This window comes from Photobacterium sanctipauli (assembly GCF_003026495.1).
Classification (GTDB): Bacteria; Pseudomonadota; Gammaproteobacteria; order Enterobacterales; family Vibrionaceae; genus Photobacterium; species Photobacterium sanctipauli.
Genome location: NZ_PYMA01000010.1, coordinates 62,923 through 77,585 on the forward strand (window position 1 = coordinate 62,923; position 14,663 = coordinate 77,585).

The 14,663-nt window shown below is 52.5% G+C and carries 9 protein-coding genes; 3 read left to right on the forward strand and 6 right to left on the reverse strand.

All coding sequences use genetic code 11. From position 1 onward, the window contains the following. Complete coding sequence (gene aceF, locus C9I98_RS15680; protein WP_036831088.1) at positions 1 to 1,881, forward strand: pyruvate dehydrogenase complex dihydrolipoyllysine-residue acetyltransferase; 1,881 nt, start codon at positions 1 to 3, stop codon at positions 1,879 to 1,881. A 182-nt stretch (positions 1,882 to 2,063) separates the two neighbouring features. Beyond that, complete coding sequence (gene lpdA / locus C9I98_RS15685; RefSeq protein ID WP_107272195.1) at positions 2,064 to 3,494, forward strand: dihydrolipoyl dehydrogenase; 1,431 nt, start codon at positions 2,064 to 2,066, stop codon at positions 3,492 to 3,494. Positions 3,495 to 3,575: 81 nt separating this feature from the next. On the opposite strand, the gene C9I98_RS15690 is transcribed toward lpdA, so the two are convergent. The 3 genes from C9I98_RS15690 to C9I98_RS15700 form a co-directional block, all read right to left on the reverse strand. Then, the gene (locus C9I98_RS15690) at positions 3,576 to 4,034 is read right to left on the reverse strand and encodes a hypothetical protein (RefSeq protein WP_036832787.1); all 459 of its coding nucleotides are present in this window, start codon (positions 4,032 to 4,034) and stop codon (positions 3,576 to 3,578) included. A gap of 16 nt (positions 4,035 to 4,050) precedes the next feature. After that, on the reverse strand, positions 4,051 to 6,111 hold the full coding sequence (locus tag C9I98_RS15695) for an LruC domain-containing protein (RefSeq protein WP_036832790.1): 2,061 nt from the start codon (positions 6,109 to 6,111) through the stop codon (positions 4,051 to 4,053). Positions 6,112 to 6,395: 284 nt separating this feature from the next. After that, positions 6,396 to 8,312: a methyl-accepting chemotaxis protein gene (locus tag C9I98_RS15700; protein WP_036832793.1), complete on the reverse strand. Its 1,917-nt coding sequence runs from the start codon at positions 8,310 to 8,312 to the stop codon at positions 6,396 to 6,398. A gap of 450 nt (positions 8,313 to 8,762) precedes the next feature. On the opposite strand from C9I98_RS15700, the gene acnB reads away from it, so the two are divergent. Then, positions 8,763 to 11,360, forward strand: a complete 2,598-nt coding sequence (gene acnB, locus C9I98_RS15705; protein WP_036832796.1) for a bifunctional aconitate hydratase 2/2-methylisocitrate dehydratase — start codon at positions 8,763 to 8,765, stop codon at positions 11,358 to 11,360. Between the two features lie 89 nt (positions 11,361 to 11,449). On the opposite strand, the gene C9I98_RS15710 is transcribed toward acnB, so the two are convergent. The 3 genes from C9I98_RS15710 to C9I98_RS15720 form a co-directional block, all read right to left on the reverse strand. After that, on the reverse strand, positions 11,450 to 11,905 hold the full coding sequence (locus tag C9I98_RS15710; RefSeq protein ID WP_036832799.1) for a DoxX family protein: 456 nt from the start codon (positions 11,903 to 11,905) through the stop codon (positions 11,450 to 11,452). Positions 11,906 to 12,145: 240 nt separating this feature from the next. Then, positions 12,146 to 13,282 (reverse strand): glycerate kinase, encoded by a 1,137-nt coding sequence (locus tag C9I98_RS15715; protein WP_036832802.1) that lies wholly within the window; start codon positions 13,280 to 13,282, stop codon positions 12,146 to 12,148. An 11-nt stretch (positions 13,283 to 13,293) separates the two neighbouring features. Then, positions 13,294 to 14,559, reverse strand: a complete 1,266-nt coding sequence (locus tag C9I98_RS15720) for a GntP family permease (protein ID WP_036832804.1) — start codon at positions 14,557 to 14,559, stop codon at positions 13,294 to 13,296. Positions 14,560 to 14,663: the final 104 nt, after the last annotated feature.

Below are 14,663 nucleotides of genomic sequence, written 5' to 3' on the forward strand. Positions count from 1 at the left end.
ATGGCAATCGAAATTAATGTACCTGACATCGGTGCAGATGAGGTTGAAGTTACTGAAATTCTTGTAAGCGTTGGCGACAAGGTTGAAGAAGAGCAGTCTCTTATCACAGTTGAAGGCGATAAAGCTTCTATGGAAGTTCCTGCTTCTCAAGCGGGTATCGTTAAAGAAATCAAAGTTGCGGAAGGTGACTCTGTTTCTACTGGTTCTCTAATCATGATTTTCGAAGCCGAGGGTGCAGCAGCTGCTGCACCTGCTCCTGCGGCAGAAGCAGCTCCAGCAGCAGCTCCAGCTCCAGCAGCAGCGGCAGAGCTTAAAGAAGTTCACGTACCAGATATCGGTGGCGACGAAGTAGAAGTAACCGAAATCATGGTTGCAGTTGGCGACAGCATCGAAGAAGAGCAATCGCTTCTGACTGTTGAAGGCGACAAGGCTTCAATGGAAGTACCAGCACCATTTGCCGGTACCCTAAAAGAAATCAAAGTAGCGGCAGGCGATAAAGTATCGACTGGCTCACTGATTATGATTTTCGAAACTGCAGGCTCTGCACCTGCAGCAGCTGCCCCAGCAGCACAAGCGCCAGCGGCGGCTCCAGCAGCATCTGCAGCGAAAGAAGTTAACGTTCCAGATATCGGTGGCGACGAAGTAGAAGTAACCGAAATCATGGTAGCGGTAGGCGACACCATCGAAGAAGAGCAGTCTCTAATCACTGTTGAAGGTGACAAGGCCTCAATGGAAGTACCAGCACCGTTTGCGGGTACAGTTAAGGAAATCAAGATCGCAGCTGGCGACAAGGTTTCTACTGGCTCCCTTATCATGGTATTTGAAGTAGCGGGTGCAGCACCGGCAGCAGCTCCTGCTCCTGCGGCAGCAGCGCCAGCCCCTGCGGCGGCTCCAGCAGCAGCGCCTGCGGCATCAGCTCCTGCTTCTAGCGGCGACTTCCAGGAAAATAACGAGTACGCTCACGCGTCTCCAGTTGTTCGCCGTCTTGCTCGCGAGTTCGGTGTTAACCTATCTAAGGTTAAAGGTACTGGCCGTAAGAACCGTATCCTGAAAGAAGACGTACAGAACTTCGTTAAAGAAGCACTTAAGCGTCTAGAGTCTGGTGCTGCGGCATCTGGCAAAGGCGACGGCGCTGCTCTTGGCCTACTACCATGGCCGAAAGTTGATTTCAGCAAGTTCGGTGAGACTGAAGTTAAGCCACTGTCTCGCATCAAGAAGATCTCTGGTGCCAACCTACACCGTAACTGGGTAATGATCCCTCACGTTACACAGTGGGACAACGCTGATATCACTGCGCTAGAAGCATTCCGCAAAGAGCAGAACGCTATCGAAGCGAAGAAAGACACTGGCATGAAGATCACCCCACTAGTGTTCATCATGAAAGCGGCAGCGAAAGCGCTTGAAGCATTCCCAGCGTTCAACTCTTCACTATCAGAAGACGGTGAGAGCCTGATCCTGAAGAAGTACGTGAACATTGGTATCGCGGTAGACACGCCAAACGGCCTTGTTGTTCCTGTATTCAAGGACGTAAACAAGAAAGGCATCTACGAGCTATCTAACGAGCTGAAAGAAGTATCGAAGAAAGCACGTGCTGGCAAGCTAACTGCTGCAGATATGCAAGGTGGCTGTTTCACTATCTCAAGCCTTGGCGGTATCGGCGGTACTGCGTTCACACCAATCGTGAATGCACCAGAAGTTGGTATCCTGGGTGTTTCTAAGTCTGAAATGAAGCCTGTATGGAACGGTAAAGAGTTCGAACCGCGCCTACAGCTACCACTTTCTCTATCTTACGATCACCGCGTGATCGATGGTGCTGAAGGTGCACGCTTCATTACATACCTAAACGGTTGTCTATCTGATATCCGCCGTTTGGTGCTTTAAATCTTCCTTGCGCCATGCCCATGCCTGCAAAAGCAGGCATGGAATTGTTGCGCAGCTCACAGGCTATAGCAATTTACTTTTCAGTTTGTTAACACCTCTGTAAAATCGTTGGCTAACTGAAACAAGAAAGTAGAACTTACCTGATAGCCTGTTAGGGATATAAGACTTACAACGAGGTCATAATGAGTAAAGAAATTAAAGCCCAGGTAGTGGTGTTGGGTTCAGGCCCTGCTGGTTACTCTGCGGCGTTCCGTTGCGCTGACTTAGGTCTGGATACAGTCCTAATCGAAAAATACAGCACGCTTGGTGGTGTTTGTCTAAACGTGGGTTGTATCCCATCAAAAGCACTGCTTCACGTAGCTAAGGTTATCGAAGAAGCAAAAGCGATGGCTGAGCACGGCGTAGTATTCGGCGAGCCACAAACAGACATCAACAAGATCCGTGTCTGGAAAGAAAAAGTTATCACCCAGCTTACTGGCGGTCTTGGCGGCATGGCTAAGATGCGTAAAGTTAACGTTGTTAACGGCTACGGTAAGTTCACTGGCCCTAACACTATCGTTGTTGAAGGCGAAGAAGGCCAGACAACCGTTAACTTTGACAACGCCATCGTTGCGGCGGGCTCTCGTCCAATCGAGCTGCCATTCATTCCGCACGAAGATCCACGTATCTGGGACTCGACTGACGCGCTTGAGCTGAAAGAAGTACCAGAAAAGCTACTTGTAATGGGTGGCGGTATCATCGGCCTGGAAATGGGTACAGTATACCACGCGTTGGGTTCTCAGGTTGACGTTGTTGAGATGTTCGACCAGGTTATCCCTGCAGCGGATAAAGACATCATTAAAGTCTTCACTAAGCGCATCAAGAAGAAGTTCAACCTGATGCTAGAGACTAAAGTAACGGCAGTTGAAGCGAAAGAAGATGGTATCTACGTTTCAATGGAAGGCAAGAAAGCACCTGCTGAAGCCGTACGTTACGATGCGGTACTTGTTGCTATCGGCCGTGTACCAAACGGTAAGCTGATCGACGCTGAAAAAGCAGGTATCGAAGTTGACGAGCGCGGCTTCATCAACGTTGATAAGCAAATGCGTACCAACGTCCCTCACATCCACGCTATCGGTGACATCGTTGGCCAGCCAATGCTTGCTCACAAAGGTGTGCATGAAGGCCACGTAGCGGCTGAAGTTATCTCTGGTAAGAAGCACTACTTCGATCCTAAGGTTATTCCTTCAATTGCTTACACCGAGCCAGAAGTGGCATGGGTTGGTAAGACTGAGAAAGAAGCGAAAGCGGAAGGCATCAACTACGAAGTTGCGACTTTCCCATGGGCAGCATCTGGCCGTGCAATCGCCTCTGACTGTGCCGACGGTATGACCAAGATGATCTTCGACAAAGACACTCACCGCGTTATCGGTGGTGCTATCGTGGGTACTAACGGTGGTGAGCTACTGGGTGAAATCGGTCTGGCGATCGAGATGGGCTGTGATGCAGAGGATATCGCTCTGACTATCCACGCTCACCCAACGCTACACGAATCTGTTGGTTTGGCTGCAGAGGTATTCGAAGGCTCAATCACTGACCTTCCAAACCCGAAAGCGGTTAAGCGTAAGAAGTAATTCTTGCTACGACAGTTGATATAAAACAGCGCCCCAGGGCGCTGTTTTTGTTTCTGGTGGCTTAATAGCCAAAGCCTGCGCTTAAGGGTACTGATATCCATTGCCATCCACCTCAAACACTTCGGTGATAGGGAAGAGCGAGGTGTCGGTGAACATGACGACCATGAGCAGTGATTGCTGCTGCTTGCCAATAACCAGGCTCTGGTTGAGCAGGCCGTCATCGGTCACGAACAGTAGCAACTGTGAATCAGGATCCGGTGTCGATGACTGGCCTTTTCCGCTCCACTGTTGGTAAAAGCCGATGTAAGCGCGCTGGTCGGTGATATCGCGCAAGTCGACATTGACTTCAAGCCGCTGGCTGGTGGTGAAGTCGAAGTCGGGGGCGACCTTGATGTCCTTCATGGTGGTGGTTTGCTCTGTGCCGCCAGCCACGCTACCGGGCGTGTCTCCGGATACGGCGCTATCGCCGTCGCCACCGCCGCAGGCAACCAGTCCTAGAGCTAGCATCATGTTGATAAGCGTGTGCTTGTATAGTTTCATCACGAAATCCTTCTTGTTATTCCATACCATAGAGGTGCTGGCTAACTCGCTTGGCTTTGGTGTACCAGTCGGTATGGGTGCCTTGGGTACAAAAGTCGAAAAAGCGGGGGTAGGCTTGCAGCATGTCGACCCGCTCTGTTGGGTGTGACCAGTTTTCGGCAATAATAAAGCCCCAGGGCAGGCCGTTCTCGGTCCGGTACTGGCTGCCGAGGCCGCTGTTGCTTCGATCGTCATAGTCTCCCATCAGCCCTAAGCTGGCATTGGCCAAGTCTGTCGGTGGGTGATCATCAAGGTGGATTTCGAGCCCGCGGCCAATGGAGGTCTCCTCGCCATGGTACATACCGTCAACGGCGAAAATAAAAGGATCGAAAGGGGCGTCGGGTAGGCTAGCGGTGCTGACGCCATCGACTAGCGGCAAGGTGACAGAGAAGCTAAATCGCTCTGCTTCTTGGCAGTTTTCCAGTGTCCGGTGGAACCGGCAATTCGTCTCGGTATCGGCGGTGAGGTTGTCGGAGATGATCAACACCACATTCCCTTGCCCAGCCTCGAGCGGTGAGTCGATAACAGGCTCACCGTTTTTGATGAAAATGATATTGCTTTCGTCGGCGACGCTTCGGCTCAGAGAGGGAAGGTGGATACCAAAACCGTTTTTATAGTCGGCTCCCAGCGCCTGCAGTGTGCCTGAGATTTTGACTTGCGCGGCGTTGTTGTTTTGATCGGATTTGACCTCGATGCGGTAGCGCATCACCACGTCATTGAGATCGTAATCCCCGGCTCTTGGCCAGCTGTCTTCAAAGGCTGCGGTATACGGACCATAGTTGGCTGTGCTGAACTGCGCGCTTTCGAGTGTGACTTGGTAATCTTCCACCTCGCCGTCGGGAGCACCACCAAAGGCCGGAAGCTCCTCGATGCTGCTAAAGCGAAAGCGTGCCCAAGTCTCGCCCGCGGTGACTGAGTTGGGGACATTAATGACCAAGGATGTCATTCCCGCCCCCAACGCATTCGCACTGATGACTTTTTCATTGCTATCGGCAAAATCCCCGTCTTGGTTCCAGTCTATCCATCCATTGAGAAAACCGGGCTGGCTGGCCGTCACAGTCACCAAGGCGGATTCCCCACCTTGCAGGGTGGTAATGATTACGCCGTTTTCGTCATCGATACCCGTTTCGTCATCGCTACTTTCTTGGTTGGTTTCTGAATCTGGTGCAACCCCGCCTAGGTAGAGCGTATTGCCGCTTTGGTCGTGGCGAGGCCCGTTGTTATCCACCGAAGTTTGATAGCTCTCTGGGGCATCCCCCAAGTCAAGGGCTTGGATTTCGATGGGGGCTGAAGCACAGCGCACGCCGTCATTGAGGTTCGAGTTGGGGCCTGCGGCAAACTGGGTGGCCGTGGGATCAATATTGTCGGGATCGGAGATATCGATAGTAAAAATGATACCGTCCTTGTTGCGGCTGAAGTAGAACTTACCGCTGGCTTCAAAATAGGCGGCACCGAACGTGCCGGTGACCCCGGCATCACCCAAGGTCGTCTTTTGGCCGTTATCGGGGTTGATACGGTACAGCAGTCCCAGCTTGTTATCGATGGCGTAGATATTGCCGTCTTCGGGGTGGAAAGCAAAATCCGTCAGCTTCATGTTGCCATCACTGCCCTCGACTTTGCTTGCCTTGAGGTAGTTGGGGTCGCTTTCGTCAAGCGGGATGGTGTATAGCCCAGAGCGGTATAGATAGTAGGTATTGTTGGCAACATCGCCGACATAGAAAGGTGTGTTTGGTAGCCCGCTGACCGAGAGGTCGGTGGCGGTAAAATCATTGCCCACCTTGACCACCTTTTTTCTGGTGGTGTTGAAGGCATAAATAAAATTATCTGCTTCGTTGTAGCCGGCTGCATTGAGGTTGCCCTGTTGACCAATATCCGTTTGTAGGGTCTGGTAGGCGCCGGTCAGCAGGTTGACGCCATACACGTTGGTTTGTGAGTCTTGCATTAAAAACGCGGTGTATGGGCAGGTGTCAAAAGCAGCGCCGCTGACGTTGTGAGCCCACAACAAAGGCACTAATGAAAGTATAACTTTTCGATCCATTGTCTATTCCCCCTATGAGTCATTAGCAACAGTCAAAATTAATGCCATGTTTTTATGTGGTTGATTTTATAGTATTAAGTTGCGGCTTTTATGTTTTGTACTTTCTGGTTTTGCAAATGGCAAGTCGCTAATACTGGCGCCCAGTCGTATCTTGCAATGCAATCTGTTGGGTTGTTAAAAAGAAATTGGGGCGGACAAAATAAGGAGAGCACGTGGCTCTCCTTGGGGAGCAGGTTTCAGTGGGCCTGAGCGTTGATGTGCCAGATCGTTGCTAAGGCCGGCCGCTAAAGCTTAAAGGTGCCGACCATGCCGTCGAGGCGGGCCGATAGGTCGCGCAAGGCCTGGCTGGCATGTGCCAGCTCGGTGGCGGTGTCGGCAGTACGCTGGGTGGTTTCGTTGATCTCTTCGATGTTGCAGTTGATGTCGGTCACCACAGTCGACTGCTCTTCGGTTGCCGTCGCCACTTGGGTATTCATGTCCGAAATCAGGGTAATGCGATCGGAAATCGACACTAGCGCCCCCGAAGCCTCATCGGCAGCAGACACGCCGTCGGAGCTAAGCTGTCGGCTTTGCACCATGGCATTCACCGCATTGCTGGCTTCTTCCTGCAGGCGGTTGATCATCGACTGTATTTCATCGGTCGAGTCGGCTGTGCGGCTGGCGAGGCTGCGCACTTCGTCGGCCACCACGGCAAAGCCGCGGCCTTGCTCGCCGGCACGGGCGGCTTCGATAGCGGCATTGAGAGCCAGCAAGTTGGTTTGCTCGGAGATCCCGCGGATCACATCGAGGATACTGCCAATCGCCTGGGTGTTGTTCGCCAGCGACTCAATCACTTCGCTAACTTGGGCAACGTCGCTAGAGAGTTGGCTAATCGTATCACGGGCCTGGCCGACAACCTGCTGGCCACTTTGGGTTTCCGACTCTGCATTGTGGGCAGCTTCGGCGGCATGGGCGGCATTGTTGGCTATCTCATTGACGGTTGCCCCCATCTCGTTGATCGCGGTAACGACTTGAATGGTACGGTCACGCTGGCTATGGCTGTTATCCAAAGTCAGCTGTGCCTGGCTTGCGACCGATTCGGCGGCTTCGCGTAATGAATTGCCGGTTTCGGCTACTTCTTTGACCGAGTAGTGGATTTTACTGATAAAGCTATTGAAGCCCGCCGAGAGTTGGGCTATCTCATCGTTGCCTTGGATATCGATGCGATGGCGCAAGTCGCCTTCGCCTTCACCGAGATCTTTAAACACGGCGGCCAGGCGCTCGATAGGGCGGGTGATGTTGGTGCCAAGCCAGATTGCCAGCATGACAAAGACAGCGGCAATGGCGGCTGTCCATACCATGATATGCTGGCGGGCACTGTTTAGTTCGGCAAAGGCCTCTTCCAACGGCAGCTCGGCAACGACGTACCATTGCATCGAAGGAATGTAAGTGGTCGCTACCAGGGTTGCCTTGCCATTCAACTCTGCTTGGATGACGTTGAAGTCATCTTTATACAGCAAGGTTCGGGCATGGGAGGAGCCGTACAGCGCGGAGAGATCCTGCTTGCCCATCAGGGCATTGTCTTTGTGCAGGCGAACCATACCTTGCTCGTCGGCCAGATAAACAAACCCGGTATCTTCCAGCTTGAACTGGTTGATGAAGCGCACCATGTCGTCCATCGACTTAGATAGCCCCGCCATGCCCTTGCCGTTCAGTTGCTGGTAGTTGATGAACAACTTCACATCGCCGTTAGCTTCGCGGAAAACACTGAGCGAGCGCGCGTTGCCACTTTGGGTAAAGTTATAGAACCATGCGTCTTGCTGGTGGTTTAGGCGGCGAAGGAAGCCATTCTGGTTCCAGTAGTCGCCCGTTGAGCGATCGGCAACCGAGGCATCAAATAAGCGATATTGCTCTTTGACGTCGTTAAGCTGCTGGACAATTTGGGCTTCTTCATCAAGAGTGCGGACGGCATGGTACTTTTCGGTGATAAACCGGTTGGTAGCCAGCTGCTCTGCCGCAGCCTGCATCAACGAGACTTCCTTATCGATATTGTTACGGATCTGCATCAAGGTGGCAGGGAGTTCGGATTCAAGCAAGCGATTTTCGACCACTTCCCTTGCTTGTTTTTGGCTGATCACACCAACCAACAAGGTCGATGCAAGTACAGCGAGCACAATCGCGAGGATCAGCTTCTGCTTAATTGTAAATTGCGTGAGTTTCATAATTCTTTGCTGCTAATAAGAGTGATAGTTGAACGTGTAACCCGTTCTTCAGTTGTCCTGTAATGGCTCGTGGGAATGATAATTTGATCGAGCTATTATTTGCTATGTTATCTGCCAATTAGTTGCATAACTTTAGTGATTAACGTCACTCTTTTGTGACCATTTGAAATGTAAGGGATTTTGTTGTGCTACTCAGAAGCCTGCTTATTAATAGGGTGTAAGGGGGGATTAAGTTTTTTGTTCGTTTTGTGAATGTTGTAAAAATCGAGCGGATTTTAATTTTAAGTTAAAAATGGTATGATGCTTGAACGGTTTTGGTCGCCAACGTCTTATTTTGCTGCGAATTTGTAGGATAACAACTTATCACGCGTACAAATTGCGGTTGTTGGGGATCAATCACTTCCAAGGATGTTTGGTGATGATAGCCAAACCTAAAATGAGGAATATGTCGTGCTTGAAGCCTACCGTAAACACGTCGAAGAACGTGCTGCAGAAGGAATTGTTCCAAAGCCGCTCGATGCTGAGCAAGTTGCCGCTTTAGTTGAACTATTAAAGACCCCGCCAGCAGGCGAAGAAGCCTTTCTGCTAGATCTGTTAGAAAACCGTATTCCCCCAGGCGTTGACGAAGCCGCTTATGTTAAAGCAGGTTTCTTGGCAGCCCTGACCACAGGTGAAGCACAGTCCCCGATTGTTAGCAAAGAAAAAGCTGCCGAGTTGCTAGGTACCATGCAGGGTGGCTACAACATCGAGCCGCTTATTTCGCTGCTAGATGATGCTGAACTTGCACCGATTGCCGTGAAAGCCCTGTCGCACACCTTACTGATGTTCGATGCTTTCTACGATGTAGAAGAGAAAGCAAAGGCAGGCAACGCGTTTGCCAAGCAAGTGATCCAATCTTGGGCTGATGCCGAGTGGTTCCTGTCTAAGCCTGAACTGGCTGAAAAAATCACCCTGACCGTATTCAAAGTGACCGGTGAAACCAACACCGATGACTTGTCTCCAGCACCGGATGCTTGGTCCCGTCCTGATATTCCGCTGCATGCCCTGGCGATGCTGAAAAACAGCCGCGAAGGTATCGAGCCGGAGCAACCAGGCTCAATTGGCCCGGTGAAACAAATTGAAGCGCTGAAAGAAAAGGGCCACCAGCTTGTTTATGTTGGCGATGTTGTGGGTACCGGTTCTTCGCGTAAATCTGCGACTAACTCCGTACTGTGGTTCATGGGCGATGATATCCCTAATGTGCCAAACAAGCGCGCAGGTGGTTATGTGTTGGGTGGCAAGATTGCCCCAATCTTCTTTAACACCATGGAAGATGCCGGTGCACTGCCGATTGAAGTTGACGTGACTGCCCTAAACATGGGTGATGTTATCGACGTTTACCCATACAAGGGTGAAGTTCGCCACCACGGTAGCGAAGACGTGGTATCAACCTTCGAGCTTAAAACCGACGTTCTGATTGACGAAGTCCGTGCTGGTGGTCGTATTCCACTGATCATCGGCCGTGGCTTGACTGATCGTGCCCGTCAATCTCTTGGCTTGCCGTCATCTGATGTCTTCCGTCGCCCAGTTGCGGTCGAAGATTCTGGCAAAGGCTACACCCTGGCCCAGAAGATGGTGGGTAAGGCTTGTGGCGTGGAAGGCATTCGCCCTGGCACGTACTGTGAGCCTAAGATGACCACGGTGGGGTCTCAGGATACCACTGGTCCTATGACGCGAGATGAGCTGAAAGACTTGGCATGTCTTGGCTTCTCGGCCGAGCTAACGATGCAGTCGTTCTGTCACACCTCGGCTTATCCTAAGCCGGTGGATGTGAATACGCACCACACGCTACCAGATTTCATCATGAACCGCGGCGGTGTATCACTTCGCCCAGGCGATGGTGTTATCCACTCATGGCTAAACCGCATGCTACTGCCTGATACTGTTGGTACTGGTGGTGACTCGCATACCCGCTTCCCGCTAGGTATTTCGTTCCCGGCCGGTTCTGGCCTGGTGGCATTTGCCGCTGCAACGGGTGTTATGCCGCTGGATATGCCTGAGTCTATCCTGGTTCGCTTTAAAGGTGAGATGCAAGAAGGGATCACGCTGCGTGATTTGGTTCATGCCATTCCTTACTACGGTATCAAGCAGGGCCTGCTAACGGTTGAGAAAGCCGGTAAGATCAACGAATTCTCAGGCCGTGTACTGGAAATCGAAGGTGTCGAGCACCTGACTGTCGAGCAGGCATTTGAGCTATCTGATGCCTCAGCCGAGCGTAGTGCCGCGGGCTGTACCGTGAAGCTGTCGCAAGAGTCGATTGCTGAGTATCTAAACTCGAACATCGTGATGCTGAAGTGGATGATTGCCGAAGGCTACGGCGACCGTCGCACTATCGAGCGTCGTATTACCGCGATGGAAGAGTGGTTGGCTAACCCAGAGCTGATGGAAGCGGATGGCGATGCCGAGTACGCGCATGTTATCGAAATCGATCTGGCTGAAATCAATGAGCCAATCCTGTGTGCGCCGAACGACCCTGATGATGCGCGCTTGCTATCAGACGTGCAGGGCACATCTATCGATGAAGTCTTTATCGGTTCGTGCATGACCAACATCGGTCACTTCCGTGCGGCTGGCAAATTGCTCGATAAGTTCGGTGGCACGCTTGATACCCGCCTATGGGTTGCGCCGCCAACGAAGATGGATAAAGACCAGCTAACCGAAGAAGGCTACTACGGTATCTTCGGCCGTGCGGGCGTGCGTATCGAAACACCAGGGTGTTCGCTGTGTATGGGTAACCAAGCCCGTGTGGCAGACGAAGCAACCGTGATGTCGACATCAACGCGTAACTTCCCGAACCGCCTGGGTACGGGGGCGAATGTTTACCTGTCTTCAGCCGAGCTGGCTGCGGTGGGCGCTATTCTTGGCCGAATCCCGACCAAGGAAGAGTACCTTGAGTACGCGAAGCAAATCGACGCAACAGCGGCCGATACCTATCGCTACCTCAACTTCCACCGTATGGAGCAGTACACCAAGAAAGCGGATGATGTGATTGTTCAGCAGCCGGCGTAAGTCCCGCTGAATCCAGCTTACTGGTTAGATGAAAACGCCTCCATCGGAGGCGTTTTTTATTGCGGTTTATTTGCTTAGTCAGGCTAAGGCTAATCGGCCTTTAATGCCTGCTTTTTGGCAATCCGCTTTTTGAGCCAGATGTGTTCGAGGCTGAATCGGCCGCCGCCCTGGATGAGCAGGGTTAGGTACACCAGCGAGTAGATAAAGGCCAGCTCAACCCCAGCCCAGCCTTTGATCATGCCAATGGCGTAAACCGCCACGCCCATAGTGAACAGCAGCACCAAGGCACTTAGTCGGGTCATGGCACCTAGCAGCAAGGCGATCGAGCCGATCACTTCGGCCAGCATCGCCAGCACTAGGCTTGGGGTACTACCGATACCCAGCGGGTCGATAAAGGTCGGGGCAAGTTCGCTGAAGTTCATGATTTTGCCAACCCCGTGGGTTAGCATTGCGCCGCCGATAGCCAGGCGGAGCAAGAGCAAAAGAAGATCTTCAAGTCGGTGCGAGCCATTTCGGCCAGTTAGCAAAGCAAGGATTTTGTTCATGGCAGCACTCCTGTTGGCAGTCTTTGAGCATGAGTGAAATAAGGGTGACTTTAGCTAACCATAATTAGACGGCGGCGAAGATGACTCTAGCCTGAATAATGGGGTTTATTTGGCGTCCGGCGGTCAGAACGTGATGTTGATCGAGGGTTGGCAGGGTGGTGAAAGTTGGCAAGGTGGTATGGATACAAAAAGAGGCGGCAAAGCCACCTCTTTGAATACTGGGTTACAGCGGGCTAGAAGCTAGCGCTTGCCTAGCATCATGGTTGCTGCAACATTGCGTGCCGTGGCCTGGACATTGAACGCCGCGCCATCGAGGGCGTCTTGTAGGCTCATGGCACCCGATACCACGCTAAAGGCGGCATCAATGCCGTGATCGTAAACCACGTCGCAGTCATTTGACAGGCTACCGGCGATGCCGATCACTGGCACATTGTATCGCTTGGCTGTGCGGGCGACACCGATAGGGGTCTTGCCGTGGATGGTCTGGCTGTCGATACGGCCTTCGCCGGTGATCACCAGATCGGCGTCAGCGACAACCTCTTTCAGGTTAACCGCGTCCATCACGATCTCGATGCCGGGACGCAAGCTTGCCTCAAACAAGCCCAATAGGGCGGCGCCAAGGCCACCAGCGGCACCTGCGCCAGCCGTGTCTTTGATGTCCCTGCCAAGCTGAGCCTTGATAAGTTCTGCGTAGTGGGCAAGGTTGGTATCCAGTTGCGCCACCATCTCTGGCGTTGCGCCTTTTTGCGGGCCGAAAACATGGGAAGCCCCTTTCGGGCCGCATAGCGGGTTGTCTACATCGCATGCCACTTCAAGCTTGATATCGGCAAGGCGAGGATCGACCTTGCTGGTATCAATCGTGCGGATTTGTGCCAGCGCCTCGCCACCGAAGCCGACCTCGTTGCCGTTTTCGTCCAATAGGCGAATACCCAGGGCTTGCGCCATGCCGATACCGCCATCGTTGGTCGAGCTGCCGCCGATCCCCACGATAATGTGTTGGGCGCCCTTATCTAGCGCGTCGAGGATCAGCTCACCAGTACCGAAGGTGGTGGTTTTCATTGGGTTGCGTAATTCAGGCGTAACCAAGTGGAGGCCGGATGCCGCCGCCATTTCGATAATGGCGGTTTTGCCGTGGCCCATAACGCCGTAGAAACCATTGACTTGCTCCCCAAGCGGCCCGGTTACCCGGCACTCAACGAGATCGCCACCGGTGGCGTCAACCAAAGATTGCACCGTGCCCTCACCGCCGTCGGCCATCGGTAGCTTGATGTATTCTGCATCAGGCAGCACTTGGCGAAAGCCTGCCTCAATCGCTGTTGCCACTTCCATGGCGGTTAAACTTTCTTTGTATGAGTCTGGAGCGATTACAATTTTCATAGTTCTGTTCCTTAAACGAAGAAGCCAAATACACCGAAGATAAGGGTCGAAACCACAGCGATCATCAGACCGACAGCGGATTCATACGGGATGAGCTTTAGGCGCTCTTTAATGTCCATATGCACCGCGCCACCCGTGGCATGGAAGAAGCTGCCGTGAGGCATATGGTCAAGCACCGTGGCACCGGCGTGGATCATGGCGGCACCAGCCAGTGCAGGCACACCCAGCTCAAGAATGGTGGTACTAAATACGCTGGCGGCAACAGCAGTACCTGCTGTGGTCGATGCGGTTGCCAGCGCCATCATCGAGCCTGAAATAGGGGCAAGCAGGTATGACGGTAGTCCCGATACGGTCAAGAGATCGATTAGGCCGTCCTTCAGGCCGGAGTTGGCGATGATCCCCGCCAAGGTACCGGTACCCAGTAGCATTACTGCAACGGGAGCCATACGGGTCAGGCCGGAAACTGCGAAGTGGTTGGTATCGCGGAATCGGCCCATTACCATGGCACCGGCAAGGCCGCCAAGCGGTAAGGCGATCAATGGATCAACATTGATACCGGCAATTGGGCGAAGCGCCAGCAGGGCGATGGCAACCAGCGGCGCGACGATCGCCGCCTTGAATTTTGGTAGTCGGCTATGATCTACAGCGACTACCTCGTGTCCTTGTACTTTGCTGCCTTTGTTTACCAACTTTTTGGCAATGAAGTAGGCGAATGCCATGCCGAATAAGCCTGGAATAATACCTGCGGCCATTACCGATGTTAGCGGTACGTTGAATGCATCAGCGGCAGCGATGGCATTGGGGTTTGGCGACATGATATTACCGGCCTTACCGCCGCCAACCATGGCAAGTAGGATCGCCATTTTCGAAAGATCGGCACGGTGGGCGATGGCAAGCGCAATAGGTGCGACCGTGATAACAGCCACATCAACAAAAACGCCCACGGCTGTTAGGATCATGGTCGCGACAGCAAGCGCCAATAATGCTCGGGTCTCACCCACTTTTTTAACAATCGTTTCGGCAATAGAAGTAGCAGCACCGGATTCAATCAACACGCCTGCCAGCACACCTGCGGCGAGGATACGTAATACCGCTGTGACGATCCCCTGGGCACCGCCAATCATTAGATCAACGGTGTCTGTTAACGATACGCCGCCAACAATACCACCGACTAAGGCACCAATAATCATGCCATAGGCTGGCGGGACTTTTTTGAGGATAAGGCTAATGGCCACGACTAGGGCGGCAAGGGCACCTAGGGTTGATACTTCTACCATGGTTTTATTCCGTACTTCAGAAAGTAAATACAACTTAACTTTTACTAAGATGAAATGTACTTCGAACGGTGGGGTTTCGCTTTAGGCGCAGCGACAAAAAAACA

Coding starts and splice junctions, on each gene's coding strand:
- C9I98_RS15695 (WP_036832790.1), bottom strand. CDS start 6,111: ATGGATCGAAAAGTTATACTTTCATTAGTGCCTTTGTTGTGGGCTCAC.
- C9I98_RS15690 (WP_036832787.1), bottom strand. CDS start 4,034: ATGAAACTATACAAGCACACGCTTATCAACATGATGCTAGCTCTAGGA.
- C9I98_RS15700 (WP_036832793.1), bottom strand. CDS start 8,312: ATGAAACTCACGCAATTTACAATTAAGCAGAAGCTGATCCTCGCGATT.
- lpdA (WP_107272195.1), top strand. CDS start 2,064: ATGAGTAAAGAAATTAAAGCCCAGGTAGTGGTGTTGGGTTCAGGCCCT.
- aceF (WP_036831088.1), top strand. CDS start 1: ATGGCAATCGAAATTAATGTACCTGACATCGGTGCAGATGAGGTTGAA.
- C9I98_RS15715 (WP_036832802.1), bottom strand. CDS start 13,282: ATGAAAATTGTAATCGCTCCAGACTCATACAAAGAAAGTTTAACCGCC.
- C9I98_RS15720 (WP_036832804.1), bottom strand. CDS start 14,559: ATGGTAGAAGTATCAACCCTAGGTGCCCTTGCCGCCCTAGTCGTGGCC.
- C9I98_RS15710 (WP_036832799.1), bottom strand. CDS start 11,905: ATGAACAAAATCCTTGCTTTGCTAACTGGCCGAAATGGCTCGCACCGA.